General features: G+C 66.5%; 22 protein-coding genes and 1 tRNA gene. 10 read left to right on the plus strand and 13 right to left on the minus strand.

All coding sequences use genetic code 11. From position 1 onward, the window contains the following. Positions 1-13: 13 nt before the first annotated feature. The 5 genes from AC3IT0_RS16270 to AC3IT0_RS16290 form a co-directional block, all read right to left on the minus strand. Complete coding sequence (locus AC3IT0_RS16270; RefSeq protein WP_489320725.1) at positions 14-1,330, minus strand: MFS transporter; 1,317 nt, start codon at positions 1,328-1,330, stop codon at positions 14-16. Then, the gene (locus tag AC3IT0_RS16275) at positions 1,327-1,815 is read right to left on the minus strand and encodes a winged helix-turn-helix transcriptional regulator (protein ID WP_489320726.1); all 489 of its coding nucleotides are present in this window, start codon (positions 1,813-1,815) and stop codon (positions 1,327-1,329) included. The genes AC3IT0_RS16270 and AC3IT0_RS16275 overlap by 4 nt, the downstream gene beginning before the upstream one ends. 76 nt (positions 1,816-1,891) lie before the next feature. After that, entirely contained in the window at positions 1,892-3,055 is a 1,164-nt protein-coding gene (locus AC3IT0_RS16280; RefSeq protein WP_489320727.1) for a cystathionine gamma-synthase, read from the minus strand. 14 nt (positions 3,056-3,069) lie between these two features. Continuing rightward, entirely contained in the window at positions 3,070-4,455 is a 1,386-nt protein-coding gene (locus tag AC3IT0_RS16285) for a cystathionine beta-synthase (protein WP_489320728.1), read from the minus strand. A gap of 43 nt (positions 4,456-4,498) precedes the next feature. After that, the gene (locus tag AC3IT0_RS16290) at positions 4,499-4,891 is read right to left on the minus strand and encodes a VOC family protein (RefSeq protein ID WP_489320729.1); all 393 of its coding nucleotides are present in this window, start codon (positions 4,889-4,891) and stop codon (positions 4,499-4,501) included. A gap of 132 nt (positions 4,892-5,023) precedes the next feature. Here AC3IT0_RS16290 and AC3IT0_RS16295 point away from each other — a divergent pair, with 132 nt between their 5' ends. The 3 genes from AC3IT0_RS16295 to AC3IT0_RS16305 all read left to right on the plus strand — a co-directional run bounded on the left by AC3IT0_RS16295 (position 5,024) and on the right by AC3IT0_RS16305 (position 7,941). Next, a complete protein-coding gene (locus AC3IT0_RS16295) occupies positions 5,024-5,995 on the plus strand; it encodes a DNA-3-methyladenine glycosylase family protein (protein ID WP_489320730.1) in 972 nt (323 codons plus the stop codon). A 171-nt stretch (positions 5,996-6,166) separates the two neighbouring features. Then, the gene (locus AC3IT0_RS16300; RefSeq protein ID WP_489320731.1) at positions 6,167-7,135 is read left to right on the plus strand and encodes an ABC transporter ATP-binding protein; all 969 of its coding nucleotides are present in this window, start codon (positions 6,167-6,169) and stop codon (positions 7,133-7,135) included. Beyond that, a complete protein-coding gene (locus AC3IT0_RS16305; RefSeq protein ID WP_489320732.1) occupies positions 7,135-7,941 on the plus strand; it encodes an ABC transporter permease in 807 nt (268 codons plus the stop codon). Before AC3IT0_RS16300 ends, AC3IT0_RS16305 begins: the two co-directional genes overlap by 1 nt. A gap of 277 nt (positions 7,942-8,218) precedes the next feature. On the opposite strand, the gene AC3IT0_RS16310 is transcribed toward AC3IT0_RS16305, so the two are convergent. Then, complete coding sequence (locus AC3IT0_RS16310) at positions 8,219-9,901, minus strand: LuxR C-terminal-related transcriptional regulator (protein WP_489320733.1); 1,683 nt, start codon at positions 9,899-9,901, stop codon at positions 8,219-8,221. Positions 9,902-10,095: 194 nt separating this feature from the next. Here AC3IT0_RS16310 and AC3IT0_RS16315 point away from each other — a divergent pair, with 194 nt between their 5' ends. After that, on the plus strand, positions 10,096-10,518 hold the full coding sequence (locus AC3IT0_RS16315) for an ester cyclase (protein ID WP_489320734.1): 423 nt from the start codon (positions 10,096-10,098) through the stop codon (positions 10,516-10,518). A 102-nt stretch (positions 10,519-10,620) separates the two neighbouring features. Here the strand turns inward: AC3IT0_RS16315 and AC3IT0_RS16320 are convergent, their stop codons facing one another. Then, on the minus strand, positions 10,621-12,297 hold the full coding sequence (locus AC3IT0_RS16320; RefSeq protein WP_489320735.1) for an AMP-binding protein: 1,677 nt from the start codon (positions 12,295-12,297) through the stop codon (positions 10,621-10,623). A gap of 64 nt (positions 12,298-12,361) precedes the next feature. Between AC3IT0_RS16320 and AC3IT0_RS16325 the strand changes: the two genes are divergently transcribed. After that, entirely contained in the window at positions 12,362-12,640 is a 279-nt protein-coding gene (locus AC3IT0_RS16325) for a putative quinol monooxygenase (RefSeq protein WP_489320736.1), read from the plus strand. 94 nt (positions 12,641-12,734) lie between these two features. On the opposite strand, the gene AC3IT0_RS16330 is transcribed toward AC3IT0_RS16325, so the two are convergent. After that, the gene (locus AC3IT0_RS16330; RefSeq protein ID WP_489320737.1) at positions 12,735-13,181 is read right to left on the minus strand and encodes a thioredoxin family protein; all 447 of its coding nucleotides are present in this window, start codon (positions 13,179-13,181) and stop codon (positions 12,735-12,737) included. 160 nt (positions 13,182-13,341) lie between these two features. Here AC3IT0_RS16330 and AC3IT0_RS16335 point away from each other — a divergent pair, with 160 nt between their 5' ends. Both AC3IT0_RS16335 and AC3IT0_RS16340 read left to right on the plus strand, forming a co-directional pair. Beyond that, positions 13,342-14,295, plus strand: a complete 954-nt coding sequence (locus AC3IT0_RS16335; RefSeq protein ID WP_489320738.1) for an ABC transporter ATP-binding protein — start codon at positions 13,342-13,344, stop codon at positions 14,293-14,295. Beyond that, positions 14,292-15,095, plus strand: coding sequence for an ABC transporter permease subunit (locus AC3IT0_RS16340; protein ID WP_489320739.1), 804 nt, complete (start codon positions 14,292-14,294; stop codon positions 15,093-15,095). The genes AC3IT0_RS16335 and AC3IT0_RS16340 overlap by 4 nt, the downstream gene beginning before the upstream one ends. Before the next feature lie 19 nt (positions 15,096-15,114). Here the strand turns inward: AC3IT0_RS16340 and AC3IT0_RS16345 are convergent, their stop codons facing one another. Next, entirely contained in the window at positions 15,115-15,684 is a 570-nt protein-coding gene (locus tag AC3IT0_RS16345; RefSeq protein ID WP_489320740.1) for an acyl-CoA thioesterase, read from the minus strand. A gap of 70 nt (positions 15,685-15,754) precedes the next feature. Between AC3IT0_RS16345 and AC3IT0_RS16350 the strand changes: the two genes are divergently transcribed. Together AC3IT0_RS16350 and AC3IT0_RS16355 are read left to right on the plus strand one after the other, a co-directional pair. Continuing rightward, positions 15,755-16,486, plus strand: coding sequence for a potassium channel family protein (locus AC3IT0_RS16350; protein ID WP_489320741.1), 732 nt, complete (start codon positions 15,755-15,757; stop codon positions 16,484-16,486). Positions 16,487-16,878: 392 nt separating this feature from the next. Further along, positions 16,879-17,865, plus strand: coding sequence for a LysM peptidoglycan-binding domain-containing protein (locus tag AC3IT0_RS16355; RefSeq protein ID WP_489320742.1), 987 nt, complete (start codon positions 16,879-16,881; stop codon positions 17,863-17,865). Between the two features lie 119 nt (positions 17,866-17,984). Here the strand turns inward: AC3IT0_RS16355 and AC3IT0_RS16360 are convergent, their stop codons facing one another. The 3 genes from AC3IT0_RS16360 to AC3IT0_RS16370 all read right to left on the minus strand — a co-directional run bounded on the left by AC3IT0_RS16360 (position 17,985) and on the right by AC3IT0_RS16370 (position 19,238). Further along, positions 17,985-18,416: a CBS domain-containing protein gene (locus AC3IT0_RS16360; protein ID WP_489320743.1), complete on the minus strand. Its 432-nt coding sequence runs from the start codon at positions 18,414-18,416 to the stop codon at positions 17,985-17,987. A 303-nt stretch (positions 18,417-18,719) separates the two neighbouring features. Beyond that, positions 18,720-18,801, minus strand: a tRNA-Tyr gene (locus AC3IT0_RS16365). Between the two features lie 182 nt (positions 18,802-18,983). Continuing rightward, positions 18,984-19,238: a hypothetical protein gene (locus AC3IT0_RS16370; RefSeq protein WP_489320744.1), complete on the minus strand. Its 255-nt coding sequence runs from the start codon at positions 19,236-19,238 to the stop codon at positions 18,984-18,986. Positions 19,239-19,428: 190 nt separating this feature from the next. Between AC3IT0_RS16370 and AC3IT0_RS16375 the strand changes: the two genes are divergently transcribed. After that, on the plus strand, positions 19,429-19,920 hold the full coding sequence (locus AC3IT0_RS16375; protein ID WP_056344649.1) for a YajQ family cyclic di-GMP-binding protein: 492 nt from the start codon (positions 19,429-19,431) through the stop codon (positions 19,918-19,920). Between the two features lie 43 nt (positions 19,921-19,963). On the opposite strand, the gene htpX is transcribed toward AC3IT0_RS16375, so the two are convergent. Further along, a complete protein-coding gene (htpX, locus tag AC3IT0_RS16380; RefSeq protein ID WP_489320745.1) occupies positions 19,964-20,830 on the minus strand; it encodes a zinc metalloprotease HtpX in 867 nt (288 codons plus the stop codon). Positions 20,831-20,873 lie beyond the last annotated feature (43 nt).

A 20,873-nucleotide genomic window follows, 5' to 3' on the forward strand; every position in this document is an offset into this window, starting at 1 on the left:
CCGGACGTCCGGCTCAGGCCGCCACGGCCACCGGTTCCTTGGCGCCGGCGTCCTTGCGGATGGTCGCGCTGATCACGGCGGCAATAGTGCACATGGCGGCCGCGCCGAACCAGGCGTAGGTGTACTGGCCGGTGGCGTCGCGGATGGCACCGGCGCCGAGGGCAGCCGCGGCCGCGCCCAGCTGGTGGGCCGCGAACACCCAGCCGAACACCACGCTGCCGTCCGCGCCGAATGTTTTCCGGCAGATGGCTGCAGTGGGCGGCACGGTGGCCACCCAGTCCAGGCCGTAGATCACCACAAAAACGATCATGCTTGGCTGGACGGTGGCGCTCAGGAGCAGCGGCAGCACCAGCAGGCCGATCCCCCGGAACTGGTAGTAGACGGCCAGCAGGATTTTAGGGTTGTACCGGTCGGTCAGCCAGCCGGAGGCGATGGTCCCCAGGATGTCGAAGATCCCGACGACGGCGAGCAGCCCGGCCGCGGTGGTTTCGGGCATGCCGTGGTCGTGGGCGGAGGGGATGAAGTGGGTGCCGATCAGGCCGTTCGTCGTTGCCCCGCAGATCGCGAAGCCCGCCACGAGCGCCCAGAACGTCCGCACCTTGCTGGCACGCTTGAGCACCTGGAGGGCGCGCACCGCGGCGTTGCTGCTCCGCCCGCTGTCCACGGGACCCGCGGCAGGGGACGCAGCCGTTCCCTCCTCAGGTGCCGTTTCACCGTAAGGCAAGGCGCCGACGTCGGCCGGTGAGTTCTTGAGGAACTTCAGCACCAGCGGTACCACCGCGAGCGCGCCGGCGGCGATCAGCAGCGAGGCCTGCCGCCAGCCCGGATCCTGGGCGAGCATCGCGATGAACGGCAGGAAGACCAGTTGGCCCGCGGCGCTGCCGGCGGTCAGGATGCCGATCACCAGGCCGCGGCTCTTGGAGAACCAGGTGTTGGCGATGGTGGCGGCGAAGACGAGCGCCATGGAGCCGGTACCCAGCCCAATCAGCAGGCCCCAGGTCAGGAGGATTTGCCAGGACTCGGTGACCAGAACCGTAAGGGCGCTGCCGGCGCCGATCATCACCAGGGCGGTGGCGGTGACGGCCCGGATCCCGAACTTTTCCATCAGGGCCGCGGCGAAGGGTGCGGTCAGGCCAAACAGCACCAGGTTGATGCTGACTGCTGCGGACAGCACGGTGGTGGACCAGCCGAACTCCTGCTGCAGCGGCACCATAAGCACACCCGGGGCAGCCCTGAATCCGGCAGCTCCCACAAGCGCCAGGAAGGCGACCGCCGCGACGATCCACGCGGGGTGAAGGCGCCGGCGGCGGGTGGTTTCGGTGGCGCTCATGCGGCGGTGGCCAGCTGCACGGGCGCGTCCGTCCGGGTGAGGCTGTGCCAGCTCGTGTTCGCGGCCGTGAGCCGCTCCCCGCAGCCGGTGCAGGTGTCCGCGGAGCCGGTCCGCTGGCCGCAGCCGGAATGGATCACGAACATGTGGGCCTGGTCAGAGGGTGCCGGGAGGTGCTTTTCCGCCCACATAACCACGGCGTTCAGCACCGGGAGCGCGTCCTCGCCCTTGGGAGTCAGGACGTACTCCTGGCGGGTGCGGCCGCCGTCGTCGTACGCCTTCTTCTCAAGCAGGCCGAACTCCACGAGACCCGCCAAGCGTCTGGTGAGCACCGAGTCCGCGACGGCCAGCCGGGACTTCATGGCGTCGAAGCGCCCGTTGCCGAAAAAGACCTCGCGGAGCACCAGAATGCTCCAGGGGTCGCCCAAAATGTCTAGACCGCGTGCCATGCTGCAGTTGCGCTGGGACCAGTCGGAGCGGAGAACCATAAAGGCACCCTAGCTAACTTTCTTGAAGAAAGCCAGGGTGCCCTTGGATGGAGCGCGGTGCTACTTGAGCGCGGTGCTACTTGAGGAACGTGAAGGCGCGCTCCAGGTCCGCAATAAGGTCTTCCACGTCCTCGATGCCGCAGGAGAGCCGGATCAGGTTGACCGGAACCGCCAGTTCCGTGCCCTTGACGGAGGCGTGCGTCATCTCCGACGGGTAGTTCATCAGCGATTCGATGCCGCCCAGGGACTCCGCCAGTGTGAACACCGAGGTGTTTTCCGCGACCGTGCGGGCCGCCGCCTCGCCGCCCTTGAACTGGACGGACACCATGCCGCCGAACTTCTTCATCTGCTTCTTCGCCAGCTCGTGGCCGGGGTGCGAGGGCAGGCCCGGGTACAGGACGGCCTCCACCTCGGGGCGTTCCAGCAGCCATTCGGCCACGGCCTGGCCGTTGTCGCTGTGCCGGTCCATGCGCACGCCGAGGGTCTTCAGGCCGCGGGTGGTGAGGAACGCGTCCATCGGGCCGGACACCGCACCCACCGCGAACTGCACAAAGCCGATCTTCTCCGCGAGGTCCGCGTCGTTGACCACGATGGCGCCGCCCACCACATCGGAGTGCCCGCCGATGTACTTGGTGGTGGAGTGAACCACGACGTCGGCACCCAGGGCGAGCGGGGTCTGCAGGTAGGGCGACGCGAAGGTGTTGTCCACCACGAGGAGGGCCCCGGCGTCGTGCGCTATTGCGGCAAGCGCCTCAATATCGGTGATCTTCATCAGCGGGTTGGAGGGGGTCTCCACCCAGACGAAGCGGGTCTTGTTCGCGGCCACGGCTTTGCGGACCGCGTCCAGGTCCGCCATGTCCACGGGGGTGTTGCCGATCCCCCAGTCGCCGAGCACGCGGTTGATGAGCCGGTACGTGCCGCCGTAGGCGTCGTTGCCGAGCACGATGTGGTCGCCGGGCCGGGTCAGTGCCCGGATCAGGGAATCCTCCGCGGCGAGGCCGGAGCTGAAGGAGTATGCGTGGGTCCCGCCTTCGAGGGCGGCGAGCTGCTCCTGCAGGGCGTCGCGGGTGGGGTTGGTGCCGCGGCCGTATTCGTAGCCGTCGCGGAGCCCGCCGATGCCGTCCTGGGCGTAGGTGGAGCTGAAGTGCACCGGCGGCACCACGGCGCCGGTGCGGGGTTCGAAGGCCTGGCCGGCGTGGACGGCGCGCGTGTTGAAACCCTGGTTTTCAGAAACAGACATTGAAGGTCCTTTGGCTAGTTGCTGAGGTAGGCGAGGAGGTCGTGGCGGGTGAGGATTCCCACCGGGGCGCCGACGAAGGTCACCATCACGGTGTCCACGTCGGAGAGCAGCTCGCGGGCTGCGGAGATGGTTTCCAGCGAACCGATGACCGGCAGGCGGGGCCCCATGTGCTCGGAGATTTTGTCCGTCAGCTTGGCCTCGCCGCGGAACAGCTTGGAGGTCAGGGTCCGTTCATCCACGGCGCCGAGGACCTCGCCCATGACCACCGGCGGTTCCTGCGAGAGGACCGGGATGTGGCTGACACCGAACTCGTTCATGATGTTGATGACGTCGCGGACGGTCTCGTTGGGGTGGATATGGACCAGGTCCGGCAGCTCGCCGGTCTTGAACTTGATGACCTCGCCCACGGACGCTTCTTCGCCGCCGGAGAGGAAGCCGTAGGAACGCATCCACTGGTCGTTGAAGATCTTGGCCAGATAGCCGCGGCCGGAATCCGGGAGGATGACCACCACCACTGCACTTTCGGGGAGGTCGCGGGCGGTCTGCAGCGCGGCCACCACCGCCATGCCGGACGAGCCGCCCACCAGCAGCCCTTCCTCGCGGGCCAGCCGCCGGGTCATGGCGAAGGAATCGGCGTCGGAGACGGCAATGACGTCGTCAGGAACGCTCTTGTCGTAGTTGGCCGGCCACATGTCCTCGCCCACGCCCTCGACAAAGTACGGGCGCCCGGTGCCGCCGGAGTACACCGAACCTTCGGGGTCCGCCCCGATCACCTTGACCCGGCCGCCGTCGGCCACCGGACGGTCCGCCGAGATCTCCTTGAGGAAACGGCCGGTGCCCGTGATGGTGCCGCCGGTGCCGGCGCCGATCACGCAGTGCGTGACCCGGCCGTCCGTGTCATTCCAGATTTCCGGCCCGGTGGTCTCGTAGTGGCTGCGGGGGGCGGCCGGGTTGGAGAACTGGTCCGGCTTGTAGGCGCCCGGAATCTCCGTGACCAGGCGGTCCGAGACGCTGTAGTAGCTCTGCGGGCTGTCCGGGGCGACAGAGGTGGGCGTGACCACCACTTCGGCGCCATACGCCTGAAGCACGGCGCGCTTGTCCTCGCCCACCTTGTCCGGCACCACGAAGATGCATTTGTAGCCCTTTTGCTGGGCCACGAGCGCCAGGCCCACGCCGGTGTTGCCCGACGTCGGCTCAACGATGGTCCCGCCGGGCAGGAGCTTGCCGGTCCGTTCGGCCTCTTCGATCATCTTCACCGCGATGCGGTCCTTGATGGAACCGCCGGGATTGATGTATTCCAGCTTGACCAGGACAGTGGCTTTGAGGCCTTCCGTCACGTGGTTGAGCTTGATGAGCGGCGTGTTTCCGATGAGGTCCAGAACGGACTGCGCGTACTTCATAGGTACAAAGCTACCGCCTGCCGCCGCAGGTCCTGCCCGGGGCTCAGGTCCCTGCCGAGGAATCTGTGTGCCAGAGGCCCAGGGTGTTGCCTTCGGTGTCCTTGAAATAGGCGTAGTAGCCCATGCCCGGAACGGCGTCCTTGGCCTGGGTTACGGTACCGCCGGCGGATTCGACCTGCGCCAGCGCGGCGTCCACGTCCTCCACATCGATGGTGATGACGGGCGTCTTGAGGGTGTCCGTACGCGGGGTCAGGGCCCCGTTGATGGCCCCGGGCGCGCTCGGCATGCCTGTCTGTTCGTCCGACGGCGTGGTGGTGGCGATGGTGTAGTCCATCTCCTCCATGGGGGTCAGGGTCCAGCCAAACGCGCTTTGGTAGAAGGTGTTGGCGCGTTCCTTGTCATCGGAGGGGATTTCGAAATGCACAACTCCAGCCACAGCATGCTCCTTTGAATGCGAGGGGAAGACGCGGACTCCCCGCGCCACACGATGGAGTCTAGTCCTGGCACCTTCGGTCTGAAAGTGGTTCGGGGAAGCTACGTTGTCAGCCCACCGTGGGACCATAAATACATGACCATCCTTGACGCCCCCGCCCGGCTTGCCGCCGCCGCGGATGCGTCCCTGCGCTGGAATCCGGACGGCCCGTACAGCCTGCACCAGACGCTGGGCATACTCCTGCGGGGTACCGGAGATCCGTCGTTTTCGTTCGGGCCGGACGGGTTATGGACGGCGTTTACGACGCCGGACGGCCCAGTCACGCTGCGCCTCACCGCTGCTGCGGAGGGGGCTGTTGATGCGCAGGCCTGGGGACCCGGTTCCGCCGCCGGACTCGCCGGGGTGCCCCGGCTGCTGGGCGCCGAGGACGACTGGTCGGCGTTTGACGAGCCAGACTTCCGGGCCACCCTCCCCCGGCTGGTCCGTGACGCCCGACGCCGGAACCTGGGCCTCCGTCTGCCCTCCACCGGGCGGGTGGTTGACTGCCTCGTGCCCACCATCCTCGAGCAGAAGGTCACCGTCATCGAGGCCCGCCGCGGCTACCGGTACCTGATGTACCGGTTCGGCTCACCGGCTCCGGCGGCCGGAAGCGCCGCGCCCGAAGGGCTCCGCGTCCAGCCCACCCCGGAGCAGTGGCTGCGCATCCCCTCCTGGGAATGGCACCAGGCCGGCGTGGGACCCCAGCGTTCGGCGACCGTCATGCGGGCGCTGCGATCCGCCGTCGCGCTTGAACGGCTGGCCGCCCTGCCGGCGGCGGAGGCGGCAGCCAAGCTGCAGGTGATTCCCGGCATCGGGGTGTGGACCGCGGCCGAAGTGGTGCAGCGGACCCACGGCTGCCCGGCCTCCATCGCGGTGGGCGACTACCACCTCGCCGCGTATGTGGGCGCCGCGCTGACCGGCCGCCGGACGGATGACGCGGGCATGCTGGCCTTGCTTGAGCCGTGGACGGGGCACCGGCAGCGGGTGGTCCGGATGATCGGCCTGAGCGGCTTCCGCAAACCCACGTTCGGGCCGCGGATGACCATCCAGGACCACCGCCGGCACTGAGCGCCATCCGGGCGGGGCCAGCCGCGGGGCCTCAATTGTCCGTTCGCGCGGTCTTTGCGTGGGCCGTTTTCCGTGGCTTCCTGAGCGTGGACTCGGGCCGCGGATGGGTATAGCGTGGCGCCATGGAGCCCGCACCAGAGCCCCGGAATTCCGCATTCTCTGGAGTCACCCATGATCCACACTGACAAGCTGACAAAAACTTTCACCGTCAAGAAGGAAACGGTAGAAGCCGTCAAGGGAGTCGACATCGATGTTGCCCCGGGCGAGCTTGTGGCTTTCCTTGGCCCGAACGGCGCGGGCAAATCCACCACCCTGCGAATGCTCACCACGCTGCTCCGGCCCACTTCCGGCACGGCAACCGTCGCGGGGGTGGACGTCGCAGCGGACCCGGCCGGCGTACGCGCGCGGATCGGGTACATCGGCCAGGGCAACGGCGGCGGCCACAGCTTCCGGGTCATCGACGAACTGATCATGCAGGGCCGCTTCTACGGCATGAACTCCACGGATGCCGCCGCACGGGCCCAGGAGCTGCTGAAATCCATGGACCTGGCCTCCCTCGCCAAGCGCACCGTGGTCAAGCTGTCCGGCGGGCAGCGGCGGCGGATGGACGTGGCGCTGGGGCTGATGCATTCCCCGCGGCTGCTGTTCCTGGATGAACCGTCCACCGGCATGGACCCGCAGAACCGGGCCAACCTGTGGGACCACATCATGCGGCTGCGCGCCGAGCACGGCACCACCATCGTCCTGACCACGCACTACATGGACGAGGCCGATTCGATGTCCGAGCGCGTGATTGTGATCGACCACGGCCAGATCATCGCCGATGACACCGCCGCCCGGCTGAAGGCCAACCTCGCCGGTGACCTGCTTGCCGTCGAGGTTGCGGCAGAGAACGCCGCAGGTGTGCGTGGGTTGCTGGGGCGGGCCGCCGCGGGCGGTGAGGTCAACGAAAACTCGTCCGACGGCGTGGTCCGCTTCCGCCTGCGGCTCACCGAAGGCGCCCGGCTGGCGCCGGCGCTGCTGCAACAGATGAACGACGCCGGCGCTCCCGCCCAGTCCCTGGAGCTGAAACCACCCACCCTGGACGACGTGTTCCTGGAACTGACCGGCCGCAACCTGCGGGAAGGAGCAAACCGCTGATGGCCGTGCAACACACCTTCGAGGACGTGCAAAAACCAAGCCTGGTCCAGGTCCTCCGCGACACCAAGTTCGTCTTTTGGCGCGAGATGCTGCTGCCGCTGCGGGACCCGTTCTCGCTGGTCTTCTCGCTGCTCCAGCCGCTCGTGTTCCTGGGACTTTTCGGCCCGTTGCTGGGTGCTGCCGTGGGCGCACCGGCATTCGGCGGCCAATCCACGCTCCAGTGGTTCCTGCCCGGCGTCGTAGTCATGATTGCCCTGTTCGGCACCTCCATGACCGGCTCCAACCTGCAGTACGAGCTCATGACCGGTTCGTACGAGCGGATCCTCGCCACGCCGCTGTCCCGTTCCTCGCTGATGATCGGGAGGGCGCTGAAGGAGTGGGCGCCGCTGGTGGTGCAGGGGCTGCTGATCGCCCTGGTCTGCATTCCGTTCGGCTTTGTCTTCTACCCGCTGCACGTGCTGTTCGGCCTGGTCATCCTGGGGATCTTCGGCATCGGGCTCGGCGCGCTTTCGTACGCTTTGGCGCTCGTCTCGCAGAACAAAGAGTGGATATTCTGGGGTGTGCAGCAGACGCTGCTCTTCCCGCTGATGATCCTGTCCGGCATCATGCTGCCCATCGAGGCCGGGCCGGACTGGATGAAGGTGGCCAGCCTCTTCAACCCCCTGACGTACCTGGTCAACGCCGAGCGGGAACTGTTCGCCGGCAGCGTCGGGACCGACACGCTCCTGGGCCTCCTCGCCGCATCGGTGACGGCCGCCGTCGGGCTCGTTGTGGGCGTCCGGACCATCAACCGCAACATCAGCTGAGCAGGGGCTCAGCAGCGGGGCCTCAAGTGTCCGTTCGCGCTCAACGCGGGTTGCATACAGCGCGAACGGACACTTAGGGCCCCGAAAATCCGACGCCCCTGCGGGATGGGGAAGTTCTCCCCATGCCCCGGCCTGCGGCTTTCGACCTCGTCTCGCAGCCGGAGTAGGGCCTGGCCTCAGGGCAATACAGGCTCAGCGCGCGGGGCCACAAGTGTCCGTTCGTGCCCGCCGTTGACCCTTGGCCCGCGTTCCCCTGCGCCAGCCGACGGCAGCCCAATTAATGAGAGCCCAGGCGGGCGGCGTAAACTGCGGCTTCAGCACGGTTGCGGAGGCCCAGCTTCTCCAGCACGCTGCTGACGTGGTGGGCCACTGTCTTGCTGCTGATGAACAGCTGCCCCGCAATTTCAGGATTTGAATAGCCCTCAACCAGCAGCCCCAGGATTTCATGCTCACGCCGGGTGAGAATGCCGGCCTCGCGGGGAACGGACCGGCCCCCGGCGCCCCACGATCGCAGCAGTGCCGCTGCCGTATCGGCATCATGGGACGCCCCCAGCCTGTCCAGCGCTGACAGCGCAGCGCGGGCTTCGGAAATAGCGAGCGTAGGCTGGCCTTGGACTAAAACACGCGCAAGTTCCAGCCGCGTCCGCTCGGTTTCCAGCGGGAGTTCCAAGTGCCCGAACCATTTGAGGGCGTCTTCAAAGTAGCCCGTGGCAGGCTCCAGCCGGCCCTCGGCGGCTGCAACCCGGCCCCTGGCCAGGGCAGCATGCGCAGACACCAGGCGTACTCCTCCGGCGCTGGCGTCAAGGTCGCCAAGGTGTTCGGCAGCCACTGCAGCGGCAGCGGAGTTTCCTGCTGCCAGCTGTGCCTCCACGAGCAGGCTGCGTGCGCTCGCTGTTTCCAGGGAGGTCCGGTGCCCGCCGGCGTGCAATGGCGGAACGGTTTCGCCGGTACCCTCATTTTCCGAACGGAGCCAACGCTCTGCCAGGGCCACGGCTGCTATAGGTTCGTTGCTTCCGAGGGCCAGGCCCGCCGCCACCAGGCTGGCCTCGACCGGAGCGCCGATCCGCTCGATCAAGGCCCTGGCCTCGTCGAAGTGCCCTTGGCGCACACGGAGCTCGGCGAGGGTCGCGACGGCCCGGTGGTACATACCGGGGAAGACGTCCCTTGTACTCGCCGCCGCATGCCGCAGCTCGTCCTCGGCTTCGGACCAATGACCCGTCAGCAGGAGCACCCGCCCGTGGACCATGCGGCACTGAGCGTATAAGTATGGACAGCCGTAGGTCCTCATATAGTCATCCGCAGCCAGCGACCACTGGGTGGCCCGCCCGAGGTCGCTGAGGAGGTCGCAGACCGTCAGCATCGAGCAGCTCGCCATGACCACCGTGTAGAACGTCGTTCCGTCGCCACCCAGGGCGCTGGCCATCGCCTCGTCCACGCAGCGAAGCCCGGCCTCGACCTCCCCACCCTTGACCAGGACCACCCCGCGCTCGGCCAGCGCACAGACTGCCAGGTCCGGGTCGCCCAACTCATGCGACGTTGCGAGCGCCCGCTCGATCAGGTCGCGGCAGCGATGGGCATCCGTGGCCAGCAGCGCCGCACAGTAATCAACCCACGCAAGGGACAGTCCGTCGTCGGGCCCGGCCAAGCTCTCCGCGCGTGCCAGCCAGCCGCGCGCCGCGGCCTCGTTGCCAAGGGACATCCCGTAGACAAGGCACAGCCACACAGCGGAATCGATCGCCTCCGGAACATTGCCGGCACGGCGGCTGGCAGCGTAGGCGCGCTCACGGCAGCGGACGCTTTGACCGAGGTCGCCGAGAAAAAAGTGGGCGTCGCCCAGGCCTGCGAGCGCGCCCGGCGAGCCGGTGCCCGAGAGGACCTCCTCAAAGGCCGCGCGCGCATCCGCCCACCGCCCCGCTTCCAGTGCCGCGTAGCCCCTCGCTGTCACTTCCTCCAGCGTCACGCTTCAATTACAGCACTTCACACTGCCGTGCCCTAGAGGGATGGAACTACGGGCGCGGCCGCAACGGACCCGGCTGGCGGGCGCGTCGGCATGGGCGACGAAATGGGTCAGTTGACCGATCCGCCCGGCATTGGAGCCGGGCAGGCTGGAGTTGTCCCGAACAGCGGACACTAGGACCATTCAAGGAGCAAATGATGAGCGCAGACGCAATTGCCAAGTCGCTGGAGGCCGCTAACTCTCATGATGCGAAGGCCTTCGCGGCATTCTATGCCGCGGACGCGGTTGTCCACGACCCGCTCTACCCGCAGCCGCTGAAGGGGCGGGACGCCATTGAGCAGGACATGGTGGAACTCATCCGGGCCTTCCCGGATGTCAGCCTCACCGTGGGGCCCCTGTTCCAGGATGGCGAGACGTTCGCAGCCGAGTACACCCTGCGCGGAACGAACCAGGGGCCGATGGCATCGCCCGGCGGCGAGATTCCCGCTACCGGAAAATCCGTCATCAATAACGCGGCTGTCTTCTCGACGTTCAATGCTGACGGGGAAGTCACTGAGGAACGCCGCTACTACGATATTGCCGGACTGTTGGCACAGCTTGGGGTGACCCCGGGAACCTGAGTTCGAAGTCTCGGGCCTCAAGTGTCCGTTCGCGCTCAATGCCGGTCACATACAGCGCGAACGGACACTTGCGGCCCCAACGTTCGAAGCAACTGCCGGCCCTCAGAGCCCCAGGCGGGCCACCGCTTCCTCGCGCATCTCCACCTTGCGGATCTTCCCCGAGACGGTCATGGGGAAGCTTTCGCGGACGTCCACGTAGCGCGGGATTTTGTAGTGTGCCAGTTTCCCGCGGCAGAAGTCCGCGATTGAAGCAGCGTCCAGCGGTTCCGCGCCCGGCGTGAGGATGATGCAGGCCATCAGTTCCTCGCCGTACTTGGCATCGGGCACGCCGATCACCTGCACGTCCCGGATGGACGGGTGGCTATACAGGAACTCCTCGATCTCGCGCGGGTAGATGTTTTCTCCGCCGCGGATCACCAGGTCCTTGATCCGGCCTTCGATCACCACGTAACCGTCGTTGTCCATCCGGGCGAGGTCGCCGGTGTGCATCCAGCGGTCGGCGTCGATGGCCTCCGCGGTCTTGTCCGGCTGGGCCCAGTACCCGGCCATCACCGCGTAGCCCCGGGTGCACAGCTCGCCGATTTCGCCGCGCTCCAGGACCTCTCCCGAACCAGGGTCCACGATCTGGCTTTCGAGCAAGGGCATGGTGCGGCCCACGGTCTCGGTGCGCTGCTGCAGGGTGTCACCATTCCGGGTCATGGTGGACACCGGGGAGGTCTCGGTCATGCCGTAGCAAATGGCCACATCCACCATGTGCATCTCCGAGATCACCCGGTTCATCACGTCGATGGGGCACACGGATCCGGCCATGACGCCGGTGCGGAGCGTCGCCAGGTCGTAGGAGGCAAAGTCCGGCAACGCCAGCTCGGCAATGAACATGGTGGGCACGCCGTACAGCGACGTCCCGCCGAAATCCTGGACCGCCTCCAGCGCCGCAGCCGGCGTAAAACCGCGCCCGGGGATGATGGTGGCCGCGCCGTGGCTGAGCGCCGCCAGGTTGCCGATCACCATCCCGAAGCAGTGGTAGAACGGCACCGGAATCACCACCCGGTCGTGTTCGGTGTAGCCCAGCAGTTCGCCGATGGAGAAGCCGTTGTTCAGGATGTTGTGGTGCGTCAGCGTGGCGCCCTTGGGGAAGCCGGTGGTCCCGGACGTGTACTGCAGGTTGATGGGATCGTGCGGGTCCAGTTCCGCCATGCGGGCCTTCAGGGAGGAATGCCCGACGGCGTCAGCCCGCTTGAGCAGCTCGGCGTACGTCAGCTCCCCGTCACTTTGGGGGTCACCGGCGTCGAGCCCGTCCATGCCGTGATCCGGTAGGAACACCAGTTCCCGGAGGTCCGGACAGCCAGCGAGCACCTGGCGCGCCATCCCTATATAGTCGCTGTTCCGGTCCGACGGCGCCGTCACCAGCATCCGCATGCCGTTCTGCTTCACCACAAAGTCCAGTTCGTGGCTCCGGTAGGCCGGGTTCACGTTCACCAGGATGGCGCCGGCCTTGGCCGTGGCGTACTGCAGCAGCGTCCACTCGGCGCAGTTCGGGCTCCAGATGCCCACCCGGTCCCCCTTGGCCACGCCCGAGGCGAGGAGCGCACGCGCGAGGCGATCGACGTCGTCGTTCATTTTCGTGTAGCTCCAGCGGCGGGCGTCAGCGCCCGGCACCGGCGCGGCCTCGATCAGCGCGTCGTGGAAGGGAAACCGGGCCACCACCCGCTCAAAGTTCGTGCCGATGGTCTCCTCGAGCAGCGGGACGTCAGTGTCCCCGGCTGTATAAGCGCGCATGCTGGCACGCTACCAACAGGCCCACTGCAATAAAAGGCAGCGGCGGCCCGGTATTGTGAAATCCATGAGTGCACCCATCGACCTGCAGGCAACGTTCATCCCCAACGACGGCGAGTTCTTCCGCGTGAAGCTCGCCCTGGAAATCGCCATCGACGAGGTGGTGAACGAGCCCGGCTGCATCCGCTACGAGCTGACCGAGGCTACCGAGGAGAAGCTGGTCCTCACGGAACAGTGGGAATCCGAAGAAGACCTGGCCAAGCACGCCAAGGGCACCGCCGTCCAGGACCTGAATGAATCATTGAGCGCGCTGCTGGCCGAGCCCGTGCAGCTGGACCGCCTGTAACTCCTTAACCATCGACTGCTCCGTAAGTGCCGTTTTGAACGTTCAAAAGGGCCTTTACGGAGCAGTCGATGGTGTTTAAGCGGGCTAGGAGGGCTTACGCCCCGGGGATCTGCGTGCCGTCCTGGGGGCCCGACGTCGTTCCCGCGGTTGCCGGGTTGCTGCCCGCGGCTGCGGCGGCTTCTGCCTGCGAGCGCGCCACGTGGGCGTGGACCTCGTCCATGTCCAGGGCCTTGACGGCGTCAACAACCTGCTCCAACTGCTGGGCATTCAGGGCGCCCGGCTGGGAGAAGACGAGAACCTTTTCGCGGAAGGCCATCAGCGTGGGGATGGACGTGATGCCGGCCTCGGCGGCGAGCTGCTGCTCGACCTCGGTATCAACCTTCGTGAAGAGGACGTCGGAGTGCTTCTCCGACACGGCGCTGTACGTGGGCCCGAACTGCTTGCAGGGACCGCACCATTCAGCCCAGAAGTCCACCAGGACAATGTCGTTGCCTTCGATGGTCGATGCGAACTGTTCACCTGTGATGTCTAGGGTAGCCATGCTTCAACGGTACGCGAGGCGCAGGCGGATGTCCCGGCCGGGTGTGTCCTGTTCGCTCCCCGCGTCATCGGGAATATCCGGTGCGGGACCGTGTACACCGGGCCATGCGGGGCCTACCCTTGGGGTCATCAGCCGCCGACTGCCGCACACAGGAGGGCGCATGGCCGCCGCGATTTCCATCCGCGCCCTGACCAAGAAATTCGGCCGGCGCGAGGTGCTCCACGGGGTGGATTTCAGCGTCGAGGCAGGCTCCGTGTTCGGCGTGATAGGCCCCAACGGCGCGGGCAAGACCACCACCATGCGCTGCCTGCTGGACATCATCCGCCCCACCTCCGGGGAGGTCCGGGTCCTGGGCAAAGATCCCCGTGCGGGAGGTCCGGAGCTCCGACGTCGGATCGGTTACCTTCCGGGTGAGCTGTTCCTCGAGGGCCGGGTTACGGGCCGGACACTCCTGGCCCACTACCAGGCCATCAGTGGGCCGGTGGCCCCGGGCAGGATCGATGGCCTGGCCGATCGGCTTGGACTCGACCTGGACCTCCATACGCGCAAGCTGTCCAAGGGCAACAAGCAGAAGCTTGGCCTGGTCCAGTCGTTTATGCACGACCCCGAGCTCCTGGTCCTCGATGAGCCCACCAGCGGCCTGGATCCGCTGGTCCAGCAGGAATTCCATGCGATGGTCCGCGAGGCGCAGCACAACGGCCAGACCATCTTCCTCAGCTCCCACGTCCTCAGCGAGGTCCAGCAGACGGCGGACGCGGTGGCGATCCTCCGGGACGGACGGATCATCGCCGTCGAGTCGGTGAGCGGGCTCCGGGAAGGTGCGGTGCGCCGGGTGCGGCTCACCGCGAACGGAATAACAGCGCACGACGCCGGCGCGCTGCTGGGTGGGGTGCCCGGCGTCGGGCATGTTGAGGTGCTGGAGTCCGACGGCAGCGTCACCCTTTCGGCCACCGTGGAGGGGGCCATCCAGCCGCTGGTCAGGGCCTTGGGCACCCTGGAGCTGACGGACCTGGTGCTGGAGGAACCGGATCTTGAGGAGTCGGTGCTCAAGTCGTACTCAAGTCCTACAGACACGGACCCGGCGGTGTCCGGCACGGCGGAGACCGCGCGATGAGCACCACCACCTTGCCGCTGTTCCGCCGGGCCTTCTTTGATTCCTGGCGCTCCACGGTGGCGTGGGCCGCCGGCCTGGCCGCCGCCACGTTCCTGTACCTGCCGCTGTACCCGTCCATCGGCGGGAGCGCGCAGATGCAGGACATGGTCGATGCCCTCCCGGCCGAGATGACGAAGGCGCTGAACTATGACCAGATCGCCACCGGTCCCGGGTACACCCAGGCCACGCTGTTCGGGTTGATCGGCTTCCTGCTGATGACCATCGCCTCCGTTGGATGGGGCGCGGCTGCGGTAGCCGGCGACGAGGAATCCGGCCAGCTGGAGCTGACCCTCGCCCACGGGGTGACCCGCGTCCAGGTGGTCCTGGAACGGGCACTGTCCCTGTTCCTGCGGGTGGTGCTGCTTGCGGCCCTGGTCTTTGTGCTGGTCCGGCTGCTCACTGATTCGGCCCAGCTGGCCATCCGGCCCGAGAACCTCTTCGGGACCGCGGTGCTCTTCGCTGGCCTGGCGCTGCTGAGCGGCACGGCGGCCCTGTGCGCCGGGGCCGTCTCCGGCCGCCGCACGTACGGGCAGGCCGCGGGCGCCGCGGTGGGCGTTCTGGGCTACGTCTTCAACGCCGTCGGCCGGCAGAGCCCGGACGTCGAGTGGCTGCTGAACCTGAGCCCCTACAACTGGGCCTACGGAAATTCCCCGGTGGCCAACGGCGCGGACTGGGCCGCGGCCGGGTGGCTCTGGGGAATTTCGGCAGCCCTGGTGGCCCTGGCCGCGCTCGCGGTGGACAGGCGCGACGTCGGCACGTAGCTGTCCGGGTGACCGGCGCTCAGGCCCTGGGTTCCGGGGTGAGGCTGTCCCAATGGTGCGGCGCCGGCGTCCGGCTGCCGGGCAGGGCGTTGGCCTCGCGCCACTCGTGGATCCATTCGGGCAGCACCAGGTCCGCCGGGGGCTGCCCGAACTCGCCCAGGATCTCCTCCTGGCTCACCGGCCTGCCCTTGCTGACCAGGCGGGTGGCGATGTAGGCACGCGCGTAAATCTCGCCGCCGGACACCATGCGCTGCTCAAAGTAGATGGCCTTGGCATCCAGGCCGATGATCTTTGTTTCGATGCTGTACTGCTGCCACAGCTGCAGCGATTTCCGGAAGGCGATGGTTTCCCCCGCCGCCACCGGACTCCAGCCGCGCCGGCGCATCGTCTTCCAGACGCCGCTGCGGACCATCAGGTCGAACCGGCCCAGGTCCATGAGGGAAAAGTACATGCCGTTGTTGACGTGCAGGGCGATGTCGATGTCGGTGGGCAGGACGCGCAGCGGCAGGGACGACGCGTCCCAGATGGTCAGTGCGGAGCGGCGGGCGGACGTGAACAGCATCAGGAGGGTTCGCAGAAGCAGGTGCATCCTCCAATGTTACCCGTCAGTAACTTGCTGGCAAGTCCGCAGGACGGGGCGGCCCAGTAGGATGTGGCCCATGACGCAACAACGCTACCGGGACCTCGCCGAGTGGCCGCTGATGGGGACGGCACTGGTGTTCCTGACGGCGTATGCGTGGCAGGTGATTGGCCGCGTCGAGCGCGGCGGCGCGGAATGGCTTGAGACGCTGATGTGGCTGACGTGGGCTATTTTCGCTGTTGATTACGCTGCCAACCTGTGGCTGGCCACGGACCGCCGCCGCTGGTTTTTCTGGAACCTGCACGAACTCCTGATCGTGGCACTTCCGTTCTTCCGCCCGCTGCGCCTGCTCCGGCTGGTCACGCTTCTTTCGGTGCTGCACCGGACCGTCGGCGAAACCCTCAGGGGCCGAGTGGTCACTTATGTGGCCGGGTCAGCTGCGCTGCTGGTCTTTGTGGGTGCGCTGGCGGTGCTGGACGTGGAGCAGTCGGCCCCGGACGCCAAGATCCTGACGTTCGGCGACGCTCTCTGGTGGGCCATCACCACCATCACCACCGTGGGTTACGGCGACATGTACCCCGTGACGCCGATCGGCCGGCTGGTGGCCTCGGCGCTGATGATGAGCGGCATTGCCGTGCTCGGTGTGGTCACCGCGTCCATCGCGTCGTGGCTGGTCCAGCGCGTTGAGGAGTCCACGGAAGCTGCCGCGGAGTCCGTGGAGGAACCCTTGCGGGCGGAACTGGCCGGCCTGGTCACGGAGATCGCTGCGCTGCGGCGCGAGGTGGCCGAGCTCAAGGACCGCCCCACCTAATAGGAATGTGCAGCGGGCCGGCGGCTGGTCACCGAGTGGTCGCCGGGTTGCCGCCGTCATGACCGCGAGTAGATGGCGCTGCGGGGCCAAGTACTCGGTGGAAAAATTCGGGTAATGCCTACTCGTGCAGGGCCTGTCGCAGCTTCCTAGACTCGAAGTTCCTAGGGCCAAACAAAGTTGCCGGCGCATCCTCCGAGCTGGGGTGGATGATGCCGCTTCATAGCGGAGTATCCGTATCTTCTGGGTATGCGGGCGCTCCCATCATGCGCTTCCGTGCGCGGTTCCGTTCACAGACCGGGACCGCGCAGCGCATCACACCTCGATCCGTCCCGCACTGGAATTCGCGGCACCCCTGCCGCCCTGTTGCCGGACCGACCTGCGATGGGCCACCCATGTACCAGTTGACCCCACAGCCTTCCGAACCACCCCGCCGAAATTTTGAAACCGACGTCCCTCGGGCCGATCTCCTGTCACCGGACCGCCGGCCGATCAGCAATAAGCTGTGGGCCGGCATGGCCACCGCCGCCGTGATTTCCGCCTTCGGCGTCGGCGCTTTGGCCGGCCCGGTCCCCACGGCAGAGCTATCGCCGCCACCGGACGCCATTACGACGGCGGCATCGCCGGTTGTGCGCGTGACCCGGCCTTTGGCTGCGGTGCCCCTGGACGCACCATATGTTGGGGCCGTTCAGTTTGGCAATGCGGCCGTTGACACCGCGCAGCCGGAAGCCGCGCCGGCTCCATCTCCGGCCGAGGCTCCCCCACCACCGGCTGCCGAACCTGCTCCGGCACCCGCGGGCGATCCCAACCTCTACACGGTTGTCCCCGGCGATACGGTGGGTGGGATCGCGGCCAGGTACGGCGTTGACACGAACGCGATGCTGGCCGCCAACGGGCTGGGCTTTTACAGCATCATCGTCCCGGGCCAGACGCTGAAGCTGACTGGTCCCGCCGTCGAAGTTTACGCTCCGGCGCCCGCTCCGGCCGCGGCCGCACCCGTTGCTGCTTCACCGGCCTACATTCCCGCCCCGGCGCCGGTCCAGGCCGCGCCCGCTGTCCGCACTATCTATGTCGCCGGCGCTGGCGGACAGGCCATGGTGGACGCCTGCATCGGGCCCATCCACTACACACCCAACGACGGTTACTCGCTGTTCATCACGGAGCATGACTTCTGCGGCGGGTGGGCGCGCTTCTCCGGCATCGGTGTGGGCGAGACCGTCAGCATCCCGGGCTACGGAACGTATACGGCGACGGCACGGGGCCAAGTCCCCAACCCGGGAACCACCAACGATGTCATCAGGGTTTTCGGCGGGTTCCCCAGGGCCATCCTGCAGACCTGCATCCCGGGGACCAACCAGATGCTGCTGATCGCGCTGAACTAGATCGCACTGAGTCAGGCCGGTCCGGCCGGGTACGCGGGCCAGCCTTTCCGAAGCTTGTTCGCGGTTCCGAACCGTCAAGGCAAGGAGCCGCGAACAAGGCAATGCGGGAATTTGTCTGACTAGGCAGACATCGGGTGGCGTTCCGAAATGTGCTCCACCAGTTCGCCCACGCGCTCCTCGGAGTAGTTGCGGGCAATGTCGCCCTGGCTAATGATGCCGACCAACTTGTGGTCGACGATAACCGGGAGCCGCCGGACCTGGTGCCGCTCCATGACTGCGATGGCGGCGTCAATACTGGCATCGGCGTCAACCCAGTAGGGCTTGCCGGTGGCGAGCTCGCCGGCCAGCATCTCGCGGGCATCACGGCCGGCGGCAACGCACCTCAGCACAATGTCGCGGTCGGTGATCATGCCCTTCAACTTGCCGTCATCGCCGCAGATCGGCAGCGATCCACAATCCAGATCCAACATCATCCGAGCGGCATCTGCGAGGGACTCATGCTCCTTAATACACTGTGCATCCGTGGTCATAAATTCACGTACAACGCTCATGGTTCTCCTTCATCGATTGACGTATCGACGCGGGGCCATCGGGGACACATGCGCCGATGGTGCCAGCCTACGCCGGGGCCAACGCTGATGTCGACGACGGTTTGCTGGCAGAGTCTCGACGCCACTTTTCCCCGCGCCGTGGTCAAATCCCCCTGCAACGCCGCGGGGAAAAGACCGTAAGGCGGGGAAACCCGAATCCCTGCCAGGAGCCGTCGACGAGTCCGCGGACAAGGCCAGGCCGATACAGGTTCAGGGCACAAAAAAGCCTCCGGAACCTGGTGGTTCCGGAGGCTTTTCCTTGGGTGGCAGATGAGGGATTCGAACCCCCGTAGGCGTTGCCAGCTGATTTACAGTCAGCCCCCTTTGGCCGCTCGGGTAATCTGCCGAACTTCAAAAGAAGATCACCCCCGGCTGCAGTGGTCAGAACGTCCGTTTCCGGGCCGTTCCGCTTCCAGTAACCGCGGGCAAGACAACTTTACAGAACTTCTGCCGAAGAATCGAATCGAGGCTCCGGGCGGTTCGAAACCAGCCCAAAAGCCCCGCAAATCCGGGGATTTCGACGGCGGATCAGGCCTCGCCGAGAATCCGTCCGGCGAGCCTTGCCTCGAACTTCACGGCCTGCTCCTCGGTGATCTGGTTCAGCTGGACCGCCCGCAGCAGATCGGCGCTCACACCCTCCATGCGGGCCGAGGCATCCGGGACCGGGCTGAAAATGATGGAGCCTGCCAGGGCTGCAGCGGCGACTGACGTGGCAGCAGTGGCGACAGCGCCCGCAGCTGCGGCGGTGGTTCGGGTGACGTAACGGACGGCTTTGTGTTGCATGGCTTTCCCTTCGACCTATTTCCAACTCGTTCAACTCTCCATCGCCCGGCTTCGTTCCCGCCGTGCGTCCGCTATGAGGGAACTGTGAATAAGGAACAAGCCACGGCCGGGGCATCCGTATTAGGCTGGAATGCAGAGATCCACGCCCTGCAGAGCCAATTTCAGGGCAACCACCGGCACAAGGAGAATCATGGCAGGCGAGTCAACGTTCGACGTCGTAAGCAAAGTGGACAAGCAGGAAGTGGCCAACGCGCTGAACCAGGCACAGAAAGAACTGGTCCAGCGCTACGACTTCAAGGGTGTCGGCGCCGAGGTCGATTTCAGCGGCGAGAAGATCCTCATGAAGGCGAACTCGGAGGAACGCGTCTTGGCCGTTCTGGACGTCCTCCAGTCCAAGCTGATCCGCCGCGGCATCTCGCTGAAGTCCCTGGACACTGGCGAGCCGTACCCGTCCGGCAAGGAATTCCGCCTCGAGGCCTCCATCAAGGAAGGCATCGAGCAGGACTTGGCCAAGAAGATCAACAAGCTGATCCGCGACGAAGGACCTAAGGGCGTCAAGTCCCAGATCCAGGGCGACGAGCTCCGCGTCTCCTCGAAGTCCCGCGATGACCTGCAGTCCGTCATGGCGCTGCTGAAGGACTTCGACGAGGCTGACCTGCAGTTCGTCAACTTCCGCAGCTGACAGGCTGAACGTACGACGGCGGCGCCCCAGTTCGGAGGCAGTCTCAGTTCAGCGGCCGGCCGGCAATCCGTTCCAGCCGGGCAATCCTGTCCTTCATGGGCGGGTGCGTGGCGAACAGCTTGGTCATCGCCCCGCCACGGAACGGGTTGGCGATCATCAGGTGCGAGGCGTTGACCAGCTTCTGCTCCTGCGGCAGCGGCGCGATCCTGACGCCCTGCTCAATCTTGCGCAGGGCTGAGGCGAGCGCCAGCGGATCGCCGGTGAGCTGCGAACCGTCCTCGTCGGCGTCGTACTCGCGGGTCCTGGAGATGGCGAGCTGGATCAGGGAGGCGGCAAACGGTGCCAAAAGCGCCATCGCCAGCATGGCCAGCGGGTTGGAATTGCGCCGGTCGCCGCCGAAAAACAGCAGCATCTGGCCCACGGACGTGATGACGCCGGCCACCGCGGCTGCCACCGAGGACGTGAGGATGTCCCGGTTATACACGTGCATCAGCTCGTGCCCCAGGACCCCGCGCAGCTCGCGGGCATCCAGCAGCTGCAGAATCCCCTCCGTACAGCACACGGCGGCGTTTTTGGGATTCCGGCCGGTGGCGAACGCGTTCGGGTTCATGGTGGGTGAGAGGTAGATGCGCGGCATCGGCTGGTTGGCCCGGACGGAGAGTTCCCGGACTATCTGGTACAGCTGTGGCGCCTGGGCCTCCGTGACGGGGTAGGCCTGCATGGAGCGGATGGCAATCTTGTCGCTGTTCCAGTAGCCGTAGGCGGTGGTGGCCACGCCGATCAGGGCCATGATCCAGATGGGCGCTGAACTGCGGGTATTGATCCCGATCAGTCCGCCCAGGCCCAGGAGCACCGCCCACAGGACACCAAAGAGAGCCGCAGTTTTCAGGCCGTTGTAATGCTTGTGCACGTCCACTCCTCCACGTCGCCCCTGACAAAGTCGCCCTGACAAG

The organism is Pseudarthrobacter sp. KH_020_B, assembly GCF_057840185.1.

Coding starts and splice junctions, on each gene's coding strand:
- AC3IT0_RS16345 (WP_489320740.1), bottom strand. CDS start 15,684: ATGCACCTGCTTCTGCGAACCCTCCTGATGCTGTTCACGTCCGCCCGC.
- AC3IT0_RS16270 (WP_489320725.1), bottom strand. CDS start 1,330: ATGAGCGCCACCGAAACCACCCGCCGCCGGCGCCTTCACCCCGCGTGG.
- AC3IT0_RS16350 (WP_489320741.1), top strand. CDS start 15,755: ATGACGCAACAACGCTACCGGGACCTCGCCGAGTGGCCGCTGATGGGG.
- AC3IT0_RS16300 (WP_489320731.1), top strand. CDS start 6,167: ATGATCCACACTGACAAGCTGACAAAAACTTTCACCGTCAAGAAGGAA.
- AC3IT0_RS16320 (WP_489320735.1), bottom strand. CDS start 12,297: ATGCGCGCTTATACAGCCGGGGACACTGACGTCCCGCTGCTCGAGGAG.
- AC3IT0_RS16370 (WP_489320744.1), bottom strand. CDS start 19,238: ATGCAACACAAAGCCGTCCGTTACGTCACCCGAACCACCGCCGCAGCT.
- AC3IT0_RS16360 (WP_489320743.1), bottom strand. CDS start 18,416: ATGAGCGTTGTACGTGAATTTATGACCACGGATGCACAGTGTATTAAG.
- AC3IT0_RS16335 (WP_489320738.1), top strand. CDS start 13,342: ATGGCCGCCGCGATTTCCATCCGCGCCCTGACCAAGAAATTCGGCCGG.
- AC3IT0_RS16315 (WP_489320734.1), top strand. CDS start 10,096: ATGAGCGCAGACGCAATTGCCAAGTCGCTGGAGGCCGCTAACTCTCAT.
- AC3IT0_RS16285 (WP_489320728.1), bottom strand. CDS start 4,455: ATGAAGTACGCGCAGTCCGTTCTGGACCTCATCGGAAACACGCCGCTC.
- AC3IT0_RS16355 (WP_489320742.1), top strand. CDS start 16,879: ATGTACCAGTTGACCCCACAGCCTTCCGAACCACCCCGCCGAAATTTT.
- AC3IT0_RS16375 (WP_056344649.1), top strand. CDS start 19,429: ATGGCAGGCGAGTCAACGTTCGACGTCGTAAGCAAAGTGGACAAGCAG.
- AC3IT0_RS16340 (WP_489320739.1), top strand. CDS start 14,292: ATGAGCACCACCACCTTGCCGCTGTTCCGCCGGGCCTTCTTTGATTCC.
- AC3IT0_RS16275 (WP_489320726.1), bottom strand. CDS start 1,815: ATGGTTCTCCGCTCCGACTGGTCCCAGCGCAACTGCAGCATGGCACGC.
- AC3IT0_RS16330 (WP_489320737.1), bottom strand. CDS start 13,181: ATGGCTACCCTAGACATCACAGGTGAACAGTTCGCATCGACCATCGAA.
- AC3IT0_RS16295 (WP_489320730.1), top strand. CDS start 5,024: ATGACCATCCTTGACGCCCCCGCCCGGCTTGCCGCCGCCGCGGATGCG.
- AC3IT0_RS16325 (WP_489320736.1), top strand. CDS start 12,362: ATGAGTGCACCCATCGACCTGCAGGCAACGTTCATCCCCAACGACGGC.
- AC3IT0_RS16305 (WP_489320732.1), top strand. CDS start 7,135: ATGGCCGTGCAACACACCTTCGAGGACGTGCAAAAACCAAGCCTGGTC.
- AC3IT0_RS16280 (WP_489320727.1), bottom strand. CDS start 3,055: ATGTCTGTTTCTGAAAACCAGGGTTTCAACACGCGCGCCGTCCACGCC.